Consider the following 15,673-nt stretch of genomic DNA (forward strand, 5'->3'; position numbering starts at 1 on the left):
CCAGTCGGGCACCGCGTCGGGGTGGAATCGCGTCCACACCAGCAGCTCCCGGCACTGGCGGCCCACCATCCCGCTCTACGGGAGAGACAGTCGCCGATCTGGGGAGTCCGGCGGGTGTCACGACCTGTTCGATCGGAGGCCGCAGCGCTGCGCGTCGCGCGGAGTGCTGTCCTTCTAGGCGGACAGTGCCTGGCCCGTCCAGACCAGCGCGACGCGCAGCCTCGCATCGAGCAGCACGGCGTCACCGAGCATGCCCGCGCGCAGCGCGCCGAGACGCGTGTGCCGTCCGACGGCCCTCGCCGGTGTCTCGGTGAGCGCGCGCACCGCCTCGGTCAGGGGCACCCCCGCGCGTACGGCGCGCTGCAGTGCCACATCCTGCGTGAGCGTCGACCCGGCGATCGAGCCCGTGTCGTCGGCGCGCGCCACCCCGTCGAGGACCGTCACGCGAACGGCGCCGAGGTCGTACTGCCCGTCGGCGCTGCCCGCGGCGGCCATGGCGTCGGTGATCAGCGCGACCCTGGTCGGCGCCGCGTCGAACACGAGCTTCACGACAGCGGGGTCGAGGTGGATGTCGTCCGCGATCGCCTCGAGGATCACCCGGTGATCGGCGGCCGCGGCGAGCACGGGGCCAGGGGCGCGGTGGTGGATGCCGTTCATCGCGTTGAACGCGTGGGTGAGGATCGACGCTCCCGCCTCGAACGCCGCGATCGCCATGTCGGCGTCGGCGTCGGTGTGCCCCACGGCGGCCGCCGCTCCGGAGGCGACGATCTGCCGCACGGCGTCCAGCCCACCCGGCAGCTCCGGCGCGATCGTCACCTGGCGCACGGTGCCGCGCCCCGCGTCCAGCAGCCGGGCGACGTCCCGCTCGGAGGGGTGGCGCAGCAGCGACGGCTCGTGCGCGCCGTGGTGGCCGGGGTCGAGGAACGGGCCCTCGAGGTGCGAGCCGAGCACGTCGACGTCGGTCTCGGTGAGGTCGGCGATGGTCGCGACGCTCTCCGCCAGTGCGTCCAGCGTTCCGGTCACCAGCGAGATGACGGCGCGGGTCGTGCCGTGCGCGCGGTGCAGGTCGCGCCCGGTCCGGATCGCGTCGATGCCGTCGTCGTACGCGGCACCGGCGCCGCCGTGGCCGTGGATGTCGATGAAGCCGGGGGTCAGCACGGCGCCGGGACCTGCGACTCCCGCCGCGTCGACCACCTCGTCCGCGGACTCCCACCCCGACCCGGTGCCGCGCGAGACGACGACGCCGTTCTCGATGCGGACCCATCCGTCGTCGGTGACCTCACCGCGGTCGACGATGCGGGCGGAGTGGACAACCAGCGAGCCGGTCGCGGAGGAGTGGGTGGTCAACGTTCGCTCCAGGGGATGTCAGCGGCGGGGTGGAAATCGACCCCCTCAGCCTTCCACAGCGGCGCGAGTCGTCCGACCCGCGCCTGGAACGACTCCCAGCTCCGACCGGCACCCTCGCGCGGGGACCACGCGACCTCGGCCTGGGCCGCCGCGCGGGGGAACACCAGCTGCTCGACCTCGTCGAGCGTGCGGGTGGTCTCCGACCACAGGGGCGCCTCCACGCCGAGGATCGCGGACTCCGGCACGTCGAGCACCGCGGTCGGCTCCCACTCGTAGGCGGAGCGGACGTCGATGATCGCCGCCCACGTGAGCCCCAGCGGGAAGTCCTCGGTGTACTTCATGTCGAGGTAGGTCACGTTCGCGGCGGACATGATCAGCGCGCCACCGCGCTCGACGAAGTGCGCGGCCTCCGCCGCGTGCGTGCCCTCCGGCGTGGTCTTGCCCCAGTACTGTCCGACGGTCCCCTCGGCGATGTTCGCGGCGGAGCCCATCTCGTGCCAGGCGACGGGGGTCTTGCCCTCCGCGACCACGATCGCCGTCGCGCGCTCGGCGAACAGGTCGAAGTCGGCCTGCGGGGTGCCGAGCGACTCGTCGCCGCCGATGTGGATGTACGGACCGGGCGTCATCTCGGCGAGCTCCCGGACGACGTCGCGCACGAAGTCGTAGGTGCGCTCCTCGTGGATGCGCACGCTGGAGTGGCCGACGCCCCATCCGAGATACGTCTCGCCGGCGACCGGGAGCGGCTGCCCGAGCCGCTCGGAGTCGGCGACGAGGGCGTCGTTCAGCACCGGCTCCTCGACGAGCTCCGGATAGGCGACGCCGATCGCGTGCGTGTGTCCCGGCAGGTCGATCTCGGGGATCACGATCATGTGCCGCGTCGCGGCGTAGGCGACGATCTCGCGGTAGTCGTCCTTCGTGTAGAAGCCGCCGGGGTGACCGTCGACCGAGGTCGTGGCCGCACGCTCGGTCAGCAGCGGCCAGGCGTCGATGTGCACCCGCCAGCCCTGGTCGTCGCTCAGGTGCAGGTGGAGGTGGTTGTACTTCAGGGCGCTCGTGCTGTCGATGAAGCGCTTCACGTCGTCGACGCCGAAGAAGTGGCGCGCCACGTCGAGCATCACGCCCCGGCGCGCGAACCGCGGGGCGTCGGCGATCTCCACGTGCGGCAGCGCCCAGCCTCCGGCGTCCTCGCGCAGCAGCTGCAGCAGCGTCTGGACGCCGTAGAACAGCCCGGCCTCGTCGGCGCCGGTGACCACCGCGCGGTCGTCGATCCGCAGCGTGTACCCCTCGGCAGCCGCGACACCGCTGTCGAGGCGCAGCTCGATGTCGGCCGGCCCTTCGGCGGCCGTTTCCAGCCGCAGGCCGGTGCGGCGCTCGACCGCGGCGGCGAGCTGCGCGGCGGCGGGGGAGGAGCCCTGGATGCGGGACGTGGAGGTGATCGCGAGGCGGCCGTCGCCGACGGTGGCGGAGGCGGGGGCGGGCACGAGGGGGAGCTCGAGAGGAAGGACCATGAACAAAACCTACCGGCCGCGGACGCCCGGGGGAACAGCGGAATCGAAACGATTCTGCGTGGCCGGTCGGGCACCCGCCGGCAGCGCGCTGTCCCGCTCCGCTGATCCGCTATGCTCGTAATCGTCGCGACTGGCGTCTGGGTGGACTACCACCGGGGAGCGACTGACCACGGAATTCGACCGCGCGCCTGGGCCGATGCGAACACCCCTCGAATCCGTCGTCAAAGGAGCACGTCATGACCGACCGTTACTTCAACGCCCCGCTCGCCGAGGTCGACCCGGAGATCGCCCAGGTCCTCGACCGCGAGCTGAAGCGTCAGCAGACCTTCCTCGAGATGATCGCCTCGGAGAACTTCGTCCCCGTCTCGGTGCTGCAGTCGCAGGGCTCCGTGCTGACCAACAAGTACGCCGAGGGCTACCCGGGCCGCCGCTACTACGGCGGGTGCGAAGAGGTCGACGTCGCCGAGTCGCTCGCGATCGAGCGGGCCAAGAGCCTCTTCGGTGCCGAGTTCGCCAACGTCCAGCCGCACTCCGGCGCTTCCGCCAACGCGGCCGTGCTGCACGCGATCGCCCGCCCCGGCGACACGCTCCTGGGCCTCTCGCTCGACCAGGGCGGGCACCTCACGCACGGCATGAAGATCAACTTCTCCGGCCGCCTGTACGACATCGTCGCCTACGGCGTGAACCCCGAGACCTCGACCATCGACATGGACGAGGTGCGTCGCCTCGCGCTCGAGCACAAGCCGAAGGTGATCATCGCCGGCTGGTCGGCGTACCCGCGCACGATGGACTTCGCGGCCTTCCGGGCGATCGCCGACGAGGTCGGTGCCGTGCTGTGGGTCGACATGGCGCACTTCGCCGGCCTCGTCGCCGCGGGTCTGCACCCCAACCCGGTCCCGCACGCGCACGTCGTCTCCTCGACCGTGCACAAGACGATCGGCGGCCCGCGCTCCGGCTTCATCCTGACGAACGACGCCGACATCGCCAAGAAGATCAACAGCGCGGTGTTCCCGGGCCAGCAGGGCGGTCCGCTCATGCACGTGATCGCCGCCAAGGCCACCGCGTTCAAGCTCGCCGGCACCCCCGAGTTCAAGGAGCGGCAGGAGCGCGTGCTCCGCGGCGCCGCCCTCATCGCCGAGCGCCTGTCGCAGCAGGACGTGCAGGACGCGGGCATCGCCGTGCGCTCCGGCGGCACCGACGTGCACCTCGTGCTGGTCGACCTGCGCGACGCGGAGATCGACGGCAAGCAGGCGGAAGACCTCCTGCACGACATCCACATCACCGTGAACCGCAACGCCGTGCCGAACGACCCGCGTCCGCCGATGGTGACCTCGGGCCTGCGCATCGGCACCCCGGCGCTCGCGACGCGCGGCTTCGGCGACGCGGAGTTCACCGAGGTGGCCGACATCATCGCGCTCGCGCTGCTGCCCGGCGCCGACGTGGAGGCCCTGCGCGCCCGTGTGGACGCGCTCGCCGCCGCCTTCCCGCTCTACCCCGACCTGCAGCAGTAGTCCCTCGCGCCGAGCGCACCGGATCCTGCCGAGTGCACGGCCTGCTCACGCGAGCGGGGCGTGCACTCGCCGGGAAGCCCTGCACCCGGCGGGAGGGGAGAGAAGAAGAGGAATCACATGACCGCGAAGATCCTGGACGGGAAGGCCGCCGCGGCCGAGATCCGGGCCGAGCTGACCGAGCGGGTCGCCGCACTGAAGGAGCGCGGGATCACGCCGGGCATCGCGACCGTGCTCGTCGGTGCCGACCCGGCCTCGCAGCTGTACGTCGGCATGAAGCACCGGCAGTCCGAGGCGATCGGCATGAACTCGATCCAGCGCGAGCTGCCCGCCGACGCGACCCAGGAGGACGTCGAGGCGCTGATCGACGAGCTCAACGCCGACCCCGCCTGCCACGGCTACATCGTGCAGCTCCCGCTGCCGAAGCACCTCGACACCGACGCCATCCTGGAGCGGATCGACCCCGCGAAGGACGCCGACGGCCTGCACCCGACCAACCTCGGCCGGCTCGTGCTCAACGTCAACGCGCCCATCCACACGCCGCTGCCGTGCACGCCGCGCGGGGTGATCGAGCTGCTGCTGCGCAACGACTACGACCTGAAGGGGAAGCACGTGGTGGTGGTCGGCCGCGGCGTCACGATCGGCCGCTCGATCGGGCTGCTGCTGACCCGCCGCGACCTCAACGCCACCGTCACGCTCACCCACACCGGCACGGTCGACATGCCGCGCTACCTTCGGGAGGCCGACGTGATCGTGGCCGCCGCGGGCGTGAAGCACCTCATCCGCGCCGAGGACGTGAAGCCGGGCGCCGCCGTGCTCGATGTGGGCGTGACCCGCGAGACCGACCCGGAGACGGGCAAGAGCCTGGTGTTCGGCGATGTCGCGCCCGATGTGGCGGAGGTCGCCGGCTACCTGTCGCCCAACCCCGGCGGCGTCGGACCGATGACGGTGGCGCTGCTCATGACCAACGTGGTCGAAGCCGCCGAGCGCGCGGTCTGACACCGACGGCCCGTCACCGCGGGATCGAGAAGGCGCCCCACCCGGCCGGGAGGGGCGCCTTTTCCATCCCGCGGCGGGACGAGGCGGTGCGAGGAGACGGTGCAGGCGGGAGGAGACGGGGCTCAGCGACCGTGCAGCGAGCTCTCGACGCCGCTGATGCGCGCCTGCTCGTCGAAACGGAACGTCGCGGTGCCGCTCGTGTCGACCACGGTCGCACCGGAGAACGCCTCGTCGGTCCACGTGAGCGTCCAGCCGGCCAGACGGGCGAGGTCCCACACCGACGTCCGGGCGTCGGGCAGCGCCGCGCCGGAGAGCACGCGGGGGAGCGCGACCACGGCGTCGGCCACCGTGAGCGGCGCCAGCGGTGCGTCGAGGAGGAACACCGCGCGCGTGCCGCCGTCGACCGGCGCGGAGTAGTACGGGGAGCGCCCGGTCAGCTCGACCGCGACCCCGCCGATCGTGTGCGCCGCCTGCGCGATCCAGTCCGCGTCGCCCGAGGCCTCGGCCGGGAACGGCACCTCGGGGGAGGTCAGCTCGGCGACCCCGTGCTCGGTGCCGTACGCGCGCAGCTGGGCCGCGACACCCTGGGGGTCGCCCTGCGGGTGCGCCCACGCCCACAGCAGCGAGCGCGGCCCCGGGGCGATCGTCGCGATCAGGTGGGCGCGGGTCACCAGCTGCCGCGTGGGATCCGCGTTCGCCGTGAACGCGAGCGTGCCCGCAGTCAGGTCGGCATCCCAGCGGTGCTCGCCGAGCGCATCGGCAGCCGCGGAGAGGGCGTCCTGGCGGAGCGCGGTGAACAGGGCGGCACGGTCGGCGAGCGGCTGGAGGGCGGCGAAGGTCATGCCCCCAGTCTCCCCGTGATTGCTATGAATCCGCCACCTCGGCGCGGGCCGGGGCGACCGCTGCCGCCGGCCGTCCCATCCGCCAGACGCTGGGGACCGCGAGCGTCGCGAGGGCGATCGTGCCGTACACCGCGCCGGACGCGATCAGCACGGTGGCCGGATCGGCCTGGGTGATCAGCCAGCCGTACACGAGCGTGCCGATCGGCATCACCACGAAGCTGCCCAGCATGTCGTAGCTGGCGACGCGCGAGAGCTTCTCGCCGGGCACGTTCTCCATCATCGCGAGGTTCCAGCCCGTCGCGAACACCTCGGCTCCGGCCCCCGCGAGGAACGCGGCCATCGCCAGCAGCACCACCCCGGGATGCACGCCGAGCACGGTGAGCGGGATCGCGAACGCGGCCATCCCGATCATCCCGTAGCGCAGCGGACGCCGCAGCGGCACCCACATCAGCAGCAGCGTCATCAGCAGCACGCCGACGCCCTCCGCGCTGAGCACCCACCCCCAGCCGGTGATGCCGAGCCGGTCGTCGTTCTTCGCGATGTAGGGCCCCACCACCCCCCACGCCCCGACGTGGATCGCGTTCATGATCATGAAGGCCAGCACGATGGTCCACAGCCAACTGCGGCTCCAGAACTCGTGCCACCCGATCCGCAGGTCGTGGAACATCGTGGTGCCGCCCTCCGCGGCGGGCGGAGGCAGCTTCACGAGCGCGAGGACCGGGATCGCGACCAGCCAGCCCGCAGCCTGCACCACCATGGCCCACGCGGGGCCGGCGGCCGCGACCACGACACCCGCGATCACCGGTCCGCCGATCGTGACGGCCGACCGCACGAACGACAGCATCGCGTTCGCCTGCTGCAGGTGCTCCGGGGTGGTCAGCTGCGGGATGATTCCCTGCATCGCCGGGAGCACGAACGCGGTGGAGGCGCCGTTGACCACCGACAGGATCGCCAGCAGGGGGACCGTCGCGGTGCCGGTGAAGAGCAGGGCGGCCATCGCGCCGATCGACAGGATGTCGACGACGTAGCAGGACTGGATGATGAGCGCGCGCGGCAGGCGGTCGGCGATGACCCCGCCGAACAGCACGAACACGATGTTGCTGACGGTGAACGCGGCCAGCACGATCGACAGCGACCGGGCGTCGTTGTCGATCTCCAGCACCGCGAAGGCCAGCGCGATCGACGACATCGAGCCGGTGATCATCGTGATCGCGCGCGCCAGGAAGAACCAGCGGAAGTTGCGGTCCTGCATCGCCGCGAGACCGCGGATCATCGGGACGCCTCGCTGCTGTGCACCGAGTCATCCTGCCACGGATCACGCGGCGCGGCGGGTCAGTAGCTGGAGCGCGGTGTGCCGTCCGTGCCGATGAAGCGCGTGGCCAGAGCCTCGGACGCCCGGGCGAGCAGCGCCACGTCGGCGCCCACCGCCACGAAGTCCGCGCCCGCCGCGAGGTAGGCGTCGGCCGCGGCGGGGTCGAACGCGTTCACGCCCACCGGCTTCCCGGCGTCGTGCACGGCCGCGAACACCCGCTCCACCGCGGCGACCACGTCGGGATGCGTCTGCTGGCCGAGCAGCCCCATCGACGCGGACAGGTCGGACGGGCCGACGAACACGGCATCGACGCCGTCGACCGCCGCGATGTCGGCCGCGGCCTCCACCCCCGCGGTCGTCTCGATCTGCACCGTGAGCGAGGTGTGCTGCGCCGACTCCTGCAGGTAGCGCTCGACGCGGTTCCACCGGGCGCTGCGGGCCAGGGCGCTGCCGACGCCGCGCACCCCCTCCGGCGGGTAGCGGGTCGCGGACACGGCGGCGCGGGCCTCCTCAGCGGACGAGACCATCGGCACGATCAGATTCTGCGCGCCGAGGTCGAGGATCTGCTTCAGCGCGACCGCATCGTTGAAGGGGGCTCGCACGAGCGGGGTGACCGGGTACGCCGCGACCGCCTGGAGCTGGAGGAGCACCGACTCGAGCGTGTTGGCGGAGTGCTCCATGTCGATCAGGAGCCAGTCCAGGCCGGAGCCCGCCGCCACCTCGGCGAGCAGCGGGCTGCCGGAGCACACCCACATCCCCACGAACGGCCGGTCGGACTCCGCGAGCTGTGCGCGGAACGACGGGGCTAGACGAAGCGGCATGTGATGGTTCCCATCGGTCCGTAGTCGCACAGCACCTCGTCGCCGCGCGACACCCACATCGGGCGCGTGAACGATCCTGCCAGGATGATCTCGCCAGGCTCCAGCCGCGCGCCGTGCTGGTGGAACTTGTTCGCGAGCCACGCGACGCCGGTGGCGGGGTGCCCGAGGACGCCGGCGGCCACGCCCGTCTCCTCGATCTCGCCGTTGCGCGACAGCACACCGGGCACCCAGCGCAGATCGATCTCATCGGGGCGCTTGCGCACGGTCCCCAGCACCATCGCCCCGTAGGCGGCGTTGTCGCTGATCGTGTCGACGATCGTGCGGCCCTCCAGCTCGATGTGCGAGTTGAGCACCTCCAGCGCGGGGACCGCGTAGTCGATCGCGGCCAGGGCGTCGTCCAGCGTGCAGTCCGGACCCTCCAGGGGTTCCTTCAGCACGAAGGCGAGCTCGACCTCGATGCGCACGTTCGAGAAGTGCGCGGTCGGGATCTCGGCGCCGGACTCGTAGACGGTGTCGTCGAACATGACGCCGTAGTCGGGCTCGGTGATGCCCGTCGCCTGCTGCATGGCCTTCGAGGTCAGCCCGATCTTGCGGCCCACCAGCCGGCGCCCCGCCGCGACCTGCGAGTCGCGCCACACACCCTGGATCGCGTACGAGTCCTCGACGGTGGCCTCCGGATACCGCGCGGTGATGCGCGGGATCACGCCGTGCGTGCGGTCGGCCTCGGCGAGCTCCGCCGCGATCTGCGCGATCGTCTCCTCAGACAGCATCCGTGCCCCCTAGAGCTGGTGGCCCAGCTTGTACTCGCCCTGCTTGTACTCGGGCATCGAGCCCTCGCCCTCGTCGGCGCGCGTGTACGAGAAGCCGTCGGCGCCGATCGTCACCGCCATCTCGCTGGAGTCCGTGCGGGCGACGACCGGCTGCGGGTTGCCGTCGAGGTCGAGCACGAGCGACGCGTCGGTGTACCAGGACGGCACGACCGGGGTGCCCCACCAGTCGCGGCGCTGGTTGTCGTGCACGTCCCACGTGACCACGGGGTTGTCGGGGTCGCCCGTGTAGTAGTCCTGCGTGTAGATCTCGACGCGGTGGCCGTCGGGGTCGCGCAGGTAGAGGTAGAACGCGTTCGAGACGCCGTGACGGCCGGGGCCCCGCTCGATCGCGTCGGAGCGGCGGAGCGCGCCGAGCTTGTCGCAGATCGCGAGGATGTTGTGCTTCTCGTGCGTCGCGAAGGCGACGTGGTGCATGCGCGGGCCGTCGCCGCCGGTCGCGGCGGTGTCGTGCACGGTGGGCTTGCGGCGCATCCACGCGGCGTACACGGTGCCCTCGTCGTCCTGGATGTCCTCCGTCACGCGGAAGCCGAGGTCCTGGTAGTGGCGCACGGCGCGCGGCACGTCGGGGGTGACCTGGTTGAAGTGGTCGAGTCGAACGAGCTCACCCGGGGTGTGCAGGTCGTACCGCCAGGACAGGCGCTCGACGTGGTCGGTGGCGAAGAAGAACTCGTACGGGAAGCCGAGCGGGTCGACCACGCGCACGGAGTCGCCGATGCCCTTCACGAACCCGTCCTCCTTGCGGCGCACGTCGCAGCCGAGCTCGGTGTAGAACTCCACGGCGCGGTCGAGGTCCTCGGTCGAACGCACCCGGTACGAGAACGCGGCCACCGCGGCGATCGGGCCCTGGCGCAGCACCAGGTTGTGGTGGATGAACTCCTCGGTGGAGCGCAGGTAGATGGCCTCGTCGTCCTCCTCGGTCACGTACAGGCCGAGGATGTCGACGTAGAACTGGCGCGAGGCGGCCAGGTCGGTCACCACGAGCTCCATGTACGCGCAGCGCAGGATGTCGGGCGGGGTGCTCTTCGGCGTCGCGACGGGGTTGTCGGACTCGATCGGAGCCTCCTGGCTCACGTAGTACCCCGAGGAGGTCAGCGTCTTCTTGGTCTTGTCGGTCATGTCAGCGTCCTTGCTCGTGCGACGGGTGTCAGTTCTTGCCGAAGGTCGGGTTGTGGGGCGTGGAGGCGAGCGTGATGTGCACGCTCTGCTGGTCGGTGTAGAAGTCGATCGAGCGGTAGCCGCCCTCGTGGCCGAGGCCCGACGCCTTCACCCCGCCGAACGGGGTGCGCAGGTCGCGCACGTTGTTGCTGTTCAGCCACACCATGCCCGCCTCGACCGACTGCGCGAACGTGTGCGCGCGCTTGAGGTCGTTGGTCCAGATGTACGCCGCGAGCCCGTACTTGGTGTTGTTCGCGAGCGCGAGCGCCTCCTCGTCGGAGTCGAACGGGGTGATGGCGACCACCGGGCCGAAGATCTCCTCCTGGAAGATGCGGGCGTCGGGGGAGACATCGGCGAACACGGTCGGCGCGACGAAGTTGCCCTCCTCGAAGCCCTCGGGGCGGCCGCCACCGGCGACCAGACGCCCCTCGGACTTGCCGATCTCGACGTAGCTCATCACCTTGTCGTAGTGCTCGGGGTGAACGAGCGCGCCGACCTCGGTCGCGGGGTCGTGCGGGTAGCCCACCTTCACGCGCTTCGCCTGGGCGGCGTAGCGCTCCACGAACTCGTCGTAGATCGACCGCTCGACGATGATGCGCGACCCGGCGGTGCAGCGCTCGCCGTTGAGGGAGAAGACGCCGAAGATGGTCGCGTCGACCGCGGCCTCCAGGTCGGCGTCGGCGAACACCACGGCGGGCGACTTGCCGCCGAGCTCCATCGACAGTCCCTTGAGGAACGGAGCGGCGTTGCCGAAGATGATCTGCCCGGTGCGGCTCTCGCCCGTGAACGAGATGAGCGGCACGTCGGGGTGCTTCACGAGGGCGTCACCCGCGTCTTCACCCAGGCCGTTGACGAGGTTGAACACGCCCTGCGGCAGCCCGGCCTCCTCGAAGATGCCCGCCCACAGCGAGGCGGACAGCGGCGTGAACTCGGCCGGCTTCAGCACGACCGTGTTGCCGGTCGCGAGCGCGGGACCCAGCTTCCACGACTCGAGCATGAACGGCGTGTTCCACGGGGTGATGAGCCCGGCGACGCCGATCGGCTTGCGGTTGACGTAGTTCATCTGCTTGCCGGGCACCTTGAACGCGTCGTCGGCCTGCGCCACGATCAGGTCGGCGAAGAAGCGGAAGTTCTCGGCGGCGCGGCGGGCCTGACCCAGCGCCTGCGTGATCGGCAGACCCGAGTCGTACGACTCCAGCTCGGCGAGGCGGGCGTCGCGCGACTCGACGATGTCGGCGATGCGGTGCAGAACGCGCGAGCGCTCGCGGGGGAGCATGCGCGGCCAGGGCCCCTCGTCGAACGCGCGCTTGGCGGCGGCGACGGCGAGGTCGATGTCGGCCTTCTTGCCGGCGGCGGCCGTGGTGTAGGTCTGGTTCGTCACCGGGTCGAGCACGTCGAACGTGTCGCCGTCGACCGAGTCGACGAAGGAGCCGTCGATGTAGTGCTGGATGTGGTCGGGCAGGTCGGCGGGGATGCGGGAGTCGGTCATGATGCTTCTCCTTCGGCGGGGACGGAACGGGTGTGCAGCGCATCGAGGAACGCGTCCCTCGTGCGCCAGCGGTGGTTGCGGGCGGCGAGCTCGATCTCCAGCGGCTCGGCGCCGTCGCGGATCAGCTCGAGGATCTGGGCGTGCTCGTCCACGGAGTGGTGCGCACGGCCGGGCACGTAGGCGAACGTGGAGTCACGGATGCCGGACAGCCGGGCCCAGCCGCGGTGCACGAGGTCGAGCAGGTGCGGGTTGGGGCACGGCTCGAACAGCACCGAGTGGAACTGGCGGTTCAGCTCCGTGAACGCGTGCGGGTCGAAGTGGTCGAGCAGCCGGGCCATGCGGTCGTTGACCTCGGCGGCCTCGGCGAGGGCGTCGGCGTCGAGCAGGGGAGCGGACAGCGCGGTCGCCGCGCCCTCCACCAGCCCGAGCGTCTGCATCGTGTGGGCGTACTCGCCCTCGTCGACCAGGGTCACCCGGGCGCCCACGTTCCGCTCGAACGTCACGAGCCCCTCGGCCTCCAGTCGGCGGATGGCCTCGCGCACCGGCACCACGCTCATGCCCAGCTCGTCGGCGATCGGGCCGAGCACCAGGCGGTAGCCAGGGCCGTAGGTGTGTGCGGAGATGCGCGAGCGGATCCAGGCGTACGCCTGCTCCGACTTGCTCGCGCTCTCGACCGTGCTCACCGCTGGTCCTTCCCGGCCCCGGTGGCCTGCTCGTAGCGGGCGCGCCACTCGGCGTTCAGCGGGAAGAGGCCGTCGACCGGGTGGCCGGCGGCGACCTGCTCGGCGATCCAGGCGTCCTCGACCTCCTGCGCGATCGCGTCGGCGGCGACCTCGGCCGCCAGAGCCGGCGGGATCACGATCACGCCGTCGCCGTCGCCCACGATGATGTCGCCGGGCTGCACGGTCGCGCCGCCGCACGAGATGGTCACATCGACGTCCCACGGCACGTGCTTGCGGCCGAGCACCGAGGGGTGCGCGCCCTGCGAGAACACGGGGAGCCCGATCTCGGCGACCGCGTCGAAGTCGCGCACGCCGCCGTCGGTCACGACACCCGCGGCCCCGCGATTCTGCGCCCGCAGCGCGAGGATGTCGCCCAGCGTGCCGGTGGTGGCGTCGCCCCGGGCCTCGATCACGATGACCTCGCCCTCGGCGACCGCGTCGAACGCGCGCTTCTGGGCGTTGTAGCCGCCACCGTGCGAACGGAACAGGTCTTCGCGGAACGGCACGAAGCGCAGCGTCTTCGCGGTGCCGACGATCTTGGTGCCGGGGAGGTTCGCCGAGACGCCGTCGATGAAGCAGGAGTGGTGGCCGCGCTTGCGCAGCTGAGCCGACAGCCCGGCGGTCGGAGCCTCGAGCAGCTGGGCGCGCAGCTCGGGCGTGAGCGTGGGTGTGTCCTGTTCCGGCGGCAGGCCCGCCTCCTCGCGGGAGCCCCAGGCCTCGGTGCGCTGCAGGTCGTCGACGGCGGGAAGGGAGCCGAGGTCGCCGTCGAACGGCACCTCGCCCTGCGTCACCGTGGTCACCAGGCGGCCGGAGCTCGGAGCGCCGGGCGCGTCCGGCGCGTCGACCTCGACCTCGACCACGTCGCCCGGCACGATCACGGACGAGCCCGCCGGGGTGCCGGTGAGGATCACGTCGCCGGGCTCGAGGGTGAAGTGCTGCGACAGGTCGGCGACGAGCTGGGGGAGCGGGAAGATCAGTCCGGCGGTGGTGTCGTCCTGCCGGAGCTCGCCGTTGACCCAGGTGCGCACGCGGAGAGCGGCGGGATCGACCGTGCGGGCGTCGATGAGCTCGGGGCCCAGGGGCGTGTAGCCGTCGCCGCCCTTGGAGCGGACGTTGGAGCCCTTGTCGTTCGCGCGCAGGTCGTACAGGCCCAGGTCGTTCGACGCGGTGACCGCGCCGACGTGGTCCCACGCATCGGCGAGCGAGACGTGGCGCGCCGTGGTGCCGATCACGAGAGCGATCTCGCCCTCGAAGGCGAGCAGCTCGGTGCCGGCCGGGCGCTCGACCGTGCCGCCGGAGACGCCGACCGAGCTGGCGGGCTTGAAGAAGTAGGAGGGAGCGGCGGGGCGGCGGCCGCGCTGGTCGGCGCGGGACGCGTAGCTCAGGTGGATCGCGATGATCTTGCCGGGGCGGGTGATGGGTTCCGTCACGGGGGCGCCTCCTCGCGCTCGGTGCATGTCGTGCCGGACGCGTTGTGCGTCGTATCCGAAATCATATATCATCGTGTCACCCCTCGGCAAGCACATCGGATTCACGTCCGCGCACGCCGTGACAATGCGGTCACAAGCAAAGGAGACACCCCATGAGCGGGCAGTCACAGGATGGGTTCACGCCCACCGGAACCATCGCGACAGCGGCCGATCGGCGCCGCGTCGTGTTCGCCACCGTCGTCGGGACCACCGTCGAGTGGTACGACTTCTTCATCTACGCCACGGCGGTCGGGCTCGTCTTCGGACAGCTCTTCTTCGCGCCGCTCGGCGCCAACAGCGCCCTGGTCGGCTTCGCCACGGTCGGCGTCAGCTTCCTGTTCCGTCCGCTCGGCGCGTTCCTCGCCGGCCACTTCGGCGACAAGCTCGGGCGCAAGGCCGTGCTCATGTGGACGCTCATCCTCATGGGCGCCGCGACCGCGCTGATCGGTGTACTGCCGACCTACGAGACCATCGGCGTGATGGCACCGATCCTGCTCGTGCTGCTGCGCATCGTGCAGGGCATCTCGGCCGGTGGCGAGTGGGGCGGCGCAGTGCTGATGGCCGTCGAGCACGCCCCGCGCACGAAGCGCGGCATCTTCGGCGCCTCGCCGCAGATCGGTGTGCCGCTCGGACTGCTGCTCGCCTCCGGCGTCATGGCGCTCATGACGGCGATCGCCCCCGGCGACCAGTTCCTCGCGTGGGGCTGGCGCGTGCCGTTCCTGCTCAGCGTGGTGCTGATCCTCGTCGGCTACTACGTGCGCCGCCGCGTGGAGGAGAGCCCGGTCTTCGCCGAGCTCGCCGAGCGCAAGGAGAAGGCGAAGATGCCCATCGTGCAGCTGTTCCGCAAGCACGCGCTGCTCGTGATCATCGCGGCGCTCGTCTTCGCCGGCAACAACGCGGTCGGCTACATGACCACGGGCGGCTACATCCAGGGCTACGCCACCAACCCGGAGGGCCCGATCGGTCTCGAGCGCGGACCCGTGCTGTGGGCCGTCACCGGCTCGGCGGTCACCTGGCTGCTCACGACGCTGCTGGCGGGCTGGGTGTCGGACCGCCTCGGCCGTCGCACCACCTACCTCATCGGCTGGGTGCTGCAGCTGGTCGGCGTGTTCACGCTCTTCCCGCTCGTGAACACCGGCGAGATCGGCCTGCTGTTCGCCGGGCTCGCGATCCTCACGATCGGGCTCGGCTTCACGTACGGTCCGCAGGCCGCGCTCTACACCGAGCTGTTCCCGGCGAGCATCCGCTTCTCCGGCGTCTCGATCTCGTACGCGATCGGGGCCATCGCGGGCGGCGCGTTCGCGCCCCTGATCGCCACCGCGATCGTCGCGGAGACCGGTTCGACCGCGGGCGTCACCTGGTACCTCGTGGGCATGACCCTGCTGGGTCTGATCGCGACGCTCCTGCTGCGCGACCGCTCCGGCATCCCGCTGGGGCCGGATCACGAGGAGGAGCAGGCGGTCAGCCCGATCCGCGGTCTCGCGAAGGCCTGACGCCGAGGATCGATCCTGCGGGCGCCCCGTTGCCGGACGGCGACGGGGCGCCCGTTCGCATGGCCGGTGCGGTGCGCCCTCTCGCGCGTGTCCGGTGCGGTGCGCCCTCTCGCGCGTGCCCGGTGCGGTGCGCCCTCTCGCGCGTGTCCGGTGCGGTGCGCCCTCTCGCGCGTGTCCG

General features: G+C 71.4%; 13 protein-coding genes and 1 riboswitch. Of the genes, 3 read left to right on the forward strand and 10 right to left on the reverse strand.

Annotated elements, in window-relative coordinates; all coding sequences use genetic code 11:
- Positions 1-174 precede the first annotated feature (174 nt).
- Entirely contained in the window at positions 175-1,347 is a 1,173-nt protein-coding gene (locus DW297_RS15295) for an N-acetylglucosamine-6-phosphate deacetylase (protein WP_136033947.1), read from the reverse strand.
- Positions 1,344-2,855 (reverse strand): beta-N-acetylhexosaminidase, encoded by a 1,512-nt coding sequence (locus DW297_RS15300; RefSeq protein ID WP_136033949.1) that lies wholly within the window; start codon positions 2,853-2,855, stop codon positions 1,344-1,346. Before DW297_RS15300 ends, DW297_RS15295 begins: the two co-directional genes overlap by 4 nt.
- Positions 2,856-2,971: 116 nt before the next feature.
- Positions 2,972-3,056: riboswitch (ZMP/ZTP riboswitch) on the forward strand.
- A 35-nt stretch (positions 3,057-3,091) separates the two neighbouring features.
- Here DW297_RS15300 and glyA point away from each other — a divergent pair.
- Together glyA and DW297_RS15310 are read left to right on the forward strand one after the other, a co-directional pair.
- On the forward strand, positions 3,092-4,366 hold the full coding sequence (glyA, locus tag DW297_RS15305; protein ID WP_136033951.1) for a serine hydroxymethyltransferase: 1,275 nt from the start codon (positions 3,092-3,094) through the stop codon (positions 4,364-4,366).
- Positions 4,367-4,483: 117 nt separating this feature from the next.
- Positions 4,484-5,362 (forward strand): bifunctional methylenetetrahydrofolate dehydrogenase/methenyltetrahydrofolate cyclohydrolase, encoded by an 879-nt coding sequence (locus DW297_RS15310; RefSeq protein WP_136033953.1) that lies wholly within the window; start codon positions 4,484-4,486, stop codon positions 5,360-5,362.
- Positions 5,363-5,484: 122 nt separating this feature from the next.
- Here the strand turns inward: DW297_RS15310 and DW297_RS15315 are convergent, their stop codons facing one another.
- Genes DW297_RS15315 through DW297_RS15350 form a run of 8 tightly spaced genes read right to left on the reverse strand, consistent with a single transcriptional unit; the run spans position 5,485 to position 13,990 of the window.
- Positions 5,485-6,204, reverse strand: a complete 720-nt coding sequence (locus DW297_RS15315; RefSeq protein WP_136033955.1) for a DUF6882 domain-containing protein — start codon at positions 6,202-6,204, stop codon at positions 5,485-5,487.
- Between the two features lie 22 nt (positions 6,205-6,226).
- Positions 6,227-7,477 carry an MFS transporter gene (locus tag DW297_RS15320; RefSeq protein ID WP_136033957.1) on the reverse strand — a complete coding sequence of 417 codons (1,251 nt, stop codon included), beginning with the start codon at positions 7,475-7,477 and terminating at the stop codon, positions 6,227-6,229.
- A 59-nt stretch (positions 7,478-7,536) separates the two neighbouring features.
- The gene (locus DW297_RS15325; RefSeq protein ID WP_136033959.1) at positions 7,537-8,337 is read right to left on the reverse strand and encodes an HpcH/HpaI aldolase family protein; all 801 of its coding nucleotides are present in this window, start codon (positions 8,335-8,337) and stop codon (positions 7,537-7,539) included.
- Positions 8,322-9,107, reverse strand: coding sequence for a fumarylacetoacetate hydrolase family protein (locus tag DW297_RS15330; protein WP_136033960.1), 786 nt, complete (start codon positions 9,105-9,107; stop codon positions 8,322-8,324). The genes DW297_RS15325 and DW297_RS15330 overlap by 16 nt, the downstream gene beginning before the upstream one ends.
- Before the next feature lie 9 nt (positions 9,108-9,116).
- A complete protein-coding gene (gene hpaD / locus DW297_RS15335) occupies positions 9,117-10,283 on the reverse strand; it encodes a 3,4-dihydroxyphenylacetate 2,3-dioxygenase (protein WP_136033963.1) in 1,167 nt (388 codons plus the stop codon).
- Positions 10,284-10,311: 28 nt separating this feature from the next.
- Entirely contained in the window at positions 10,312-11,811 is a 1,500-nt protein-coding gene (gene hpaE / locus DW297_RS15340) for a 5-carboxymethyl-2-hydroxymuconate semialdehyde dehydrogenase (protein ID WP_136033965.1), read from the reverse strand.
- Entirely contained in the window at positions 11,808-12,494 is a 687-nt protein-coding gene (locus tag DW297_RS15345) for a GntR family transcriptional regulator (RefSeq protein WP_136033966.1), read from the reverse strand. The genes hpaE and DW297_RS15345 overlap by 4 nt, the downstream gene beginning before the upstream one ends.
- Positions 12,491-13,990 (reverse strand): fumarylacetoacetate hydrolase family protein, encoded by a 1,500-nt coding sequence (locus tag DW297_RS15350; RefSeq protein WP_136033968.1) that lies wholly within the window; start codon positions 13,988-13,990, stop codon positions 12,491-12,493. Before DW297_RS15350 ends, DW297_RS15345 begins: the two co-directional genes overlap by 4 nt.
- Positions 13,991-14,115: 125 nt before the next feature.
- On the opposite strand from DW297_RS15350, the gene DW297_RS15355 reads away from it, so the two are divergent.
- The gene (locus DW297_RS15355; protein ID WP_136033970.1) at positions 14,116-15,495 is read left to right on the forward strand and encodes an MFS transporter; all 1,380 of its coding nucleotides are present in this window, start codon (positions 14,116-14,118) and stop codon (positions 15,493-15,495) included.
- Positions 15,496-15,673: the final 178 nt, after the last annotated feature.

The sequence above is a fragment of the Microbacterium sp. PF5 genome, from assembly GCF_004794315.1.
GTDB classification, from domain to species: domain Bacteria; phylum Actinomycetota; class Actinomycetes; order Actinomycetales; family Microbacteriaceae; genus Microbacterium; species Microbacterium sufflavum.

What these genes read in the sequence shown, in the direction of transcription:
- DW297_RS15300 (WP_136033949.1), bottom strand. Translation starts at nt 2,855, where the DNA reads ATGGTCCTTCCTCTCGAGCTCCCCCTCGTGCCCGCCCCCGCCTCCGCC.
- glyA (WP_136033951.1), top strand. Translation starts at nt 3,092, where the DNA reads ATGACCGACCGTTACTTCAACGCCCCGCTCGCCGAGGTCGACCCGGAG.
- DW297_RS15310 (WP_136033953.1), top strand. Translation starts at nt 4,484, where the DNA reads ATGACCGCGAAGATCCTGGACGGGAAGGCCGCCGCGGCCGAGATCCGG.
- DW297_RS15315 (WP_136033955.1), bottom strand. Translation starts at nt 6,204, where the DNA reads ATGACCTTCGCCGCCCTCCAGCCGCTCGCCGACCGTGCCGCCCTGTTC.
- DW297_RS15320 (WP_136033957.1), bottom strand. Translation starts at nt 7,477, where the DNA reads ATGATCCGCGGTCTCGCGGCGATGCAGGACCGCAACTTCCGCTGGTTC.
- DW297_RS15325 (WP_136033959.1), bottom strand. Translation starts at nt 8,337, where the DNA reads ATGCCGCTTCGTCTAGCCCCGTCGTTCCGCGCACAGCTCGCGGAGTCC.
- DW297_RS15330 (WP_136033960.1), bottom strand. Translation starts at nt 9,107, where the DNA reads ATGCTGTCTGAGGAGACGATCGCGCAGATCGCGGCGGAGCTCGCCGAG.
- hpaD (WP_136033963.1), bottom strand. Translation starts at nt 10,283, where the DNA reads ATGACCGACAAGACCAAGAAGACGCTGACCTCCTCGGGGTACTACGTG.
- hpaE (WP_136033965.1), bottom strand. Translation starts at nt 11,811, where the DNA reads ATGACCGACTCCCGCATCCCCGCCGACCTGCCCGACCACATCCAGCAC.
- DW297_RS15350 (WP_136033968.1), bottom strand. Translation starts at nt 13,990, where the DNA reads ATGCACCGAGCGCGAGGAGGCGCCCCCGTGACGGAACCCATCACCCGC.
- DW297_RS15355 (WP_136033970.1), top strand. Translation starts at nt 14,116, where the DNA reads ATGAGCGGGCAGTCACAGGATGGGTTCACGCCCACCGGAACCATCGCG.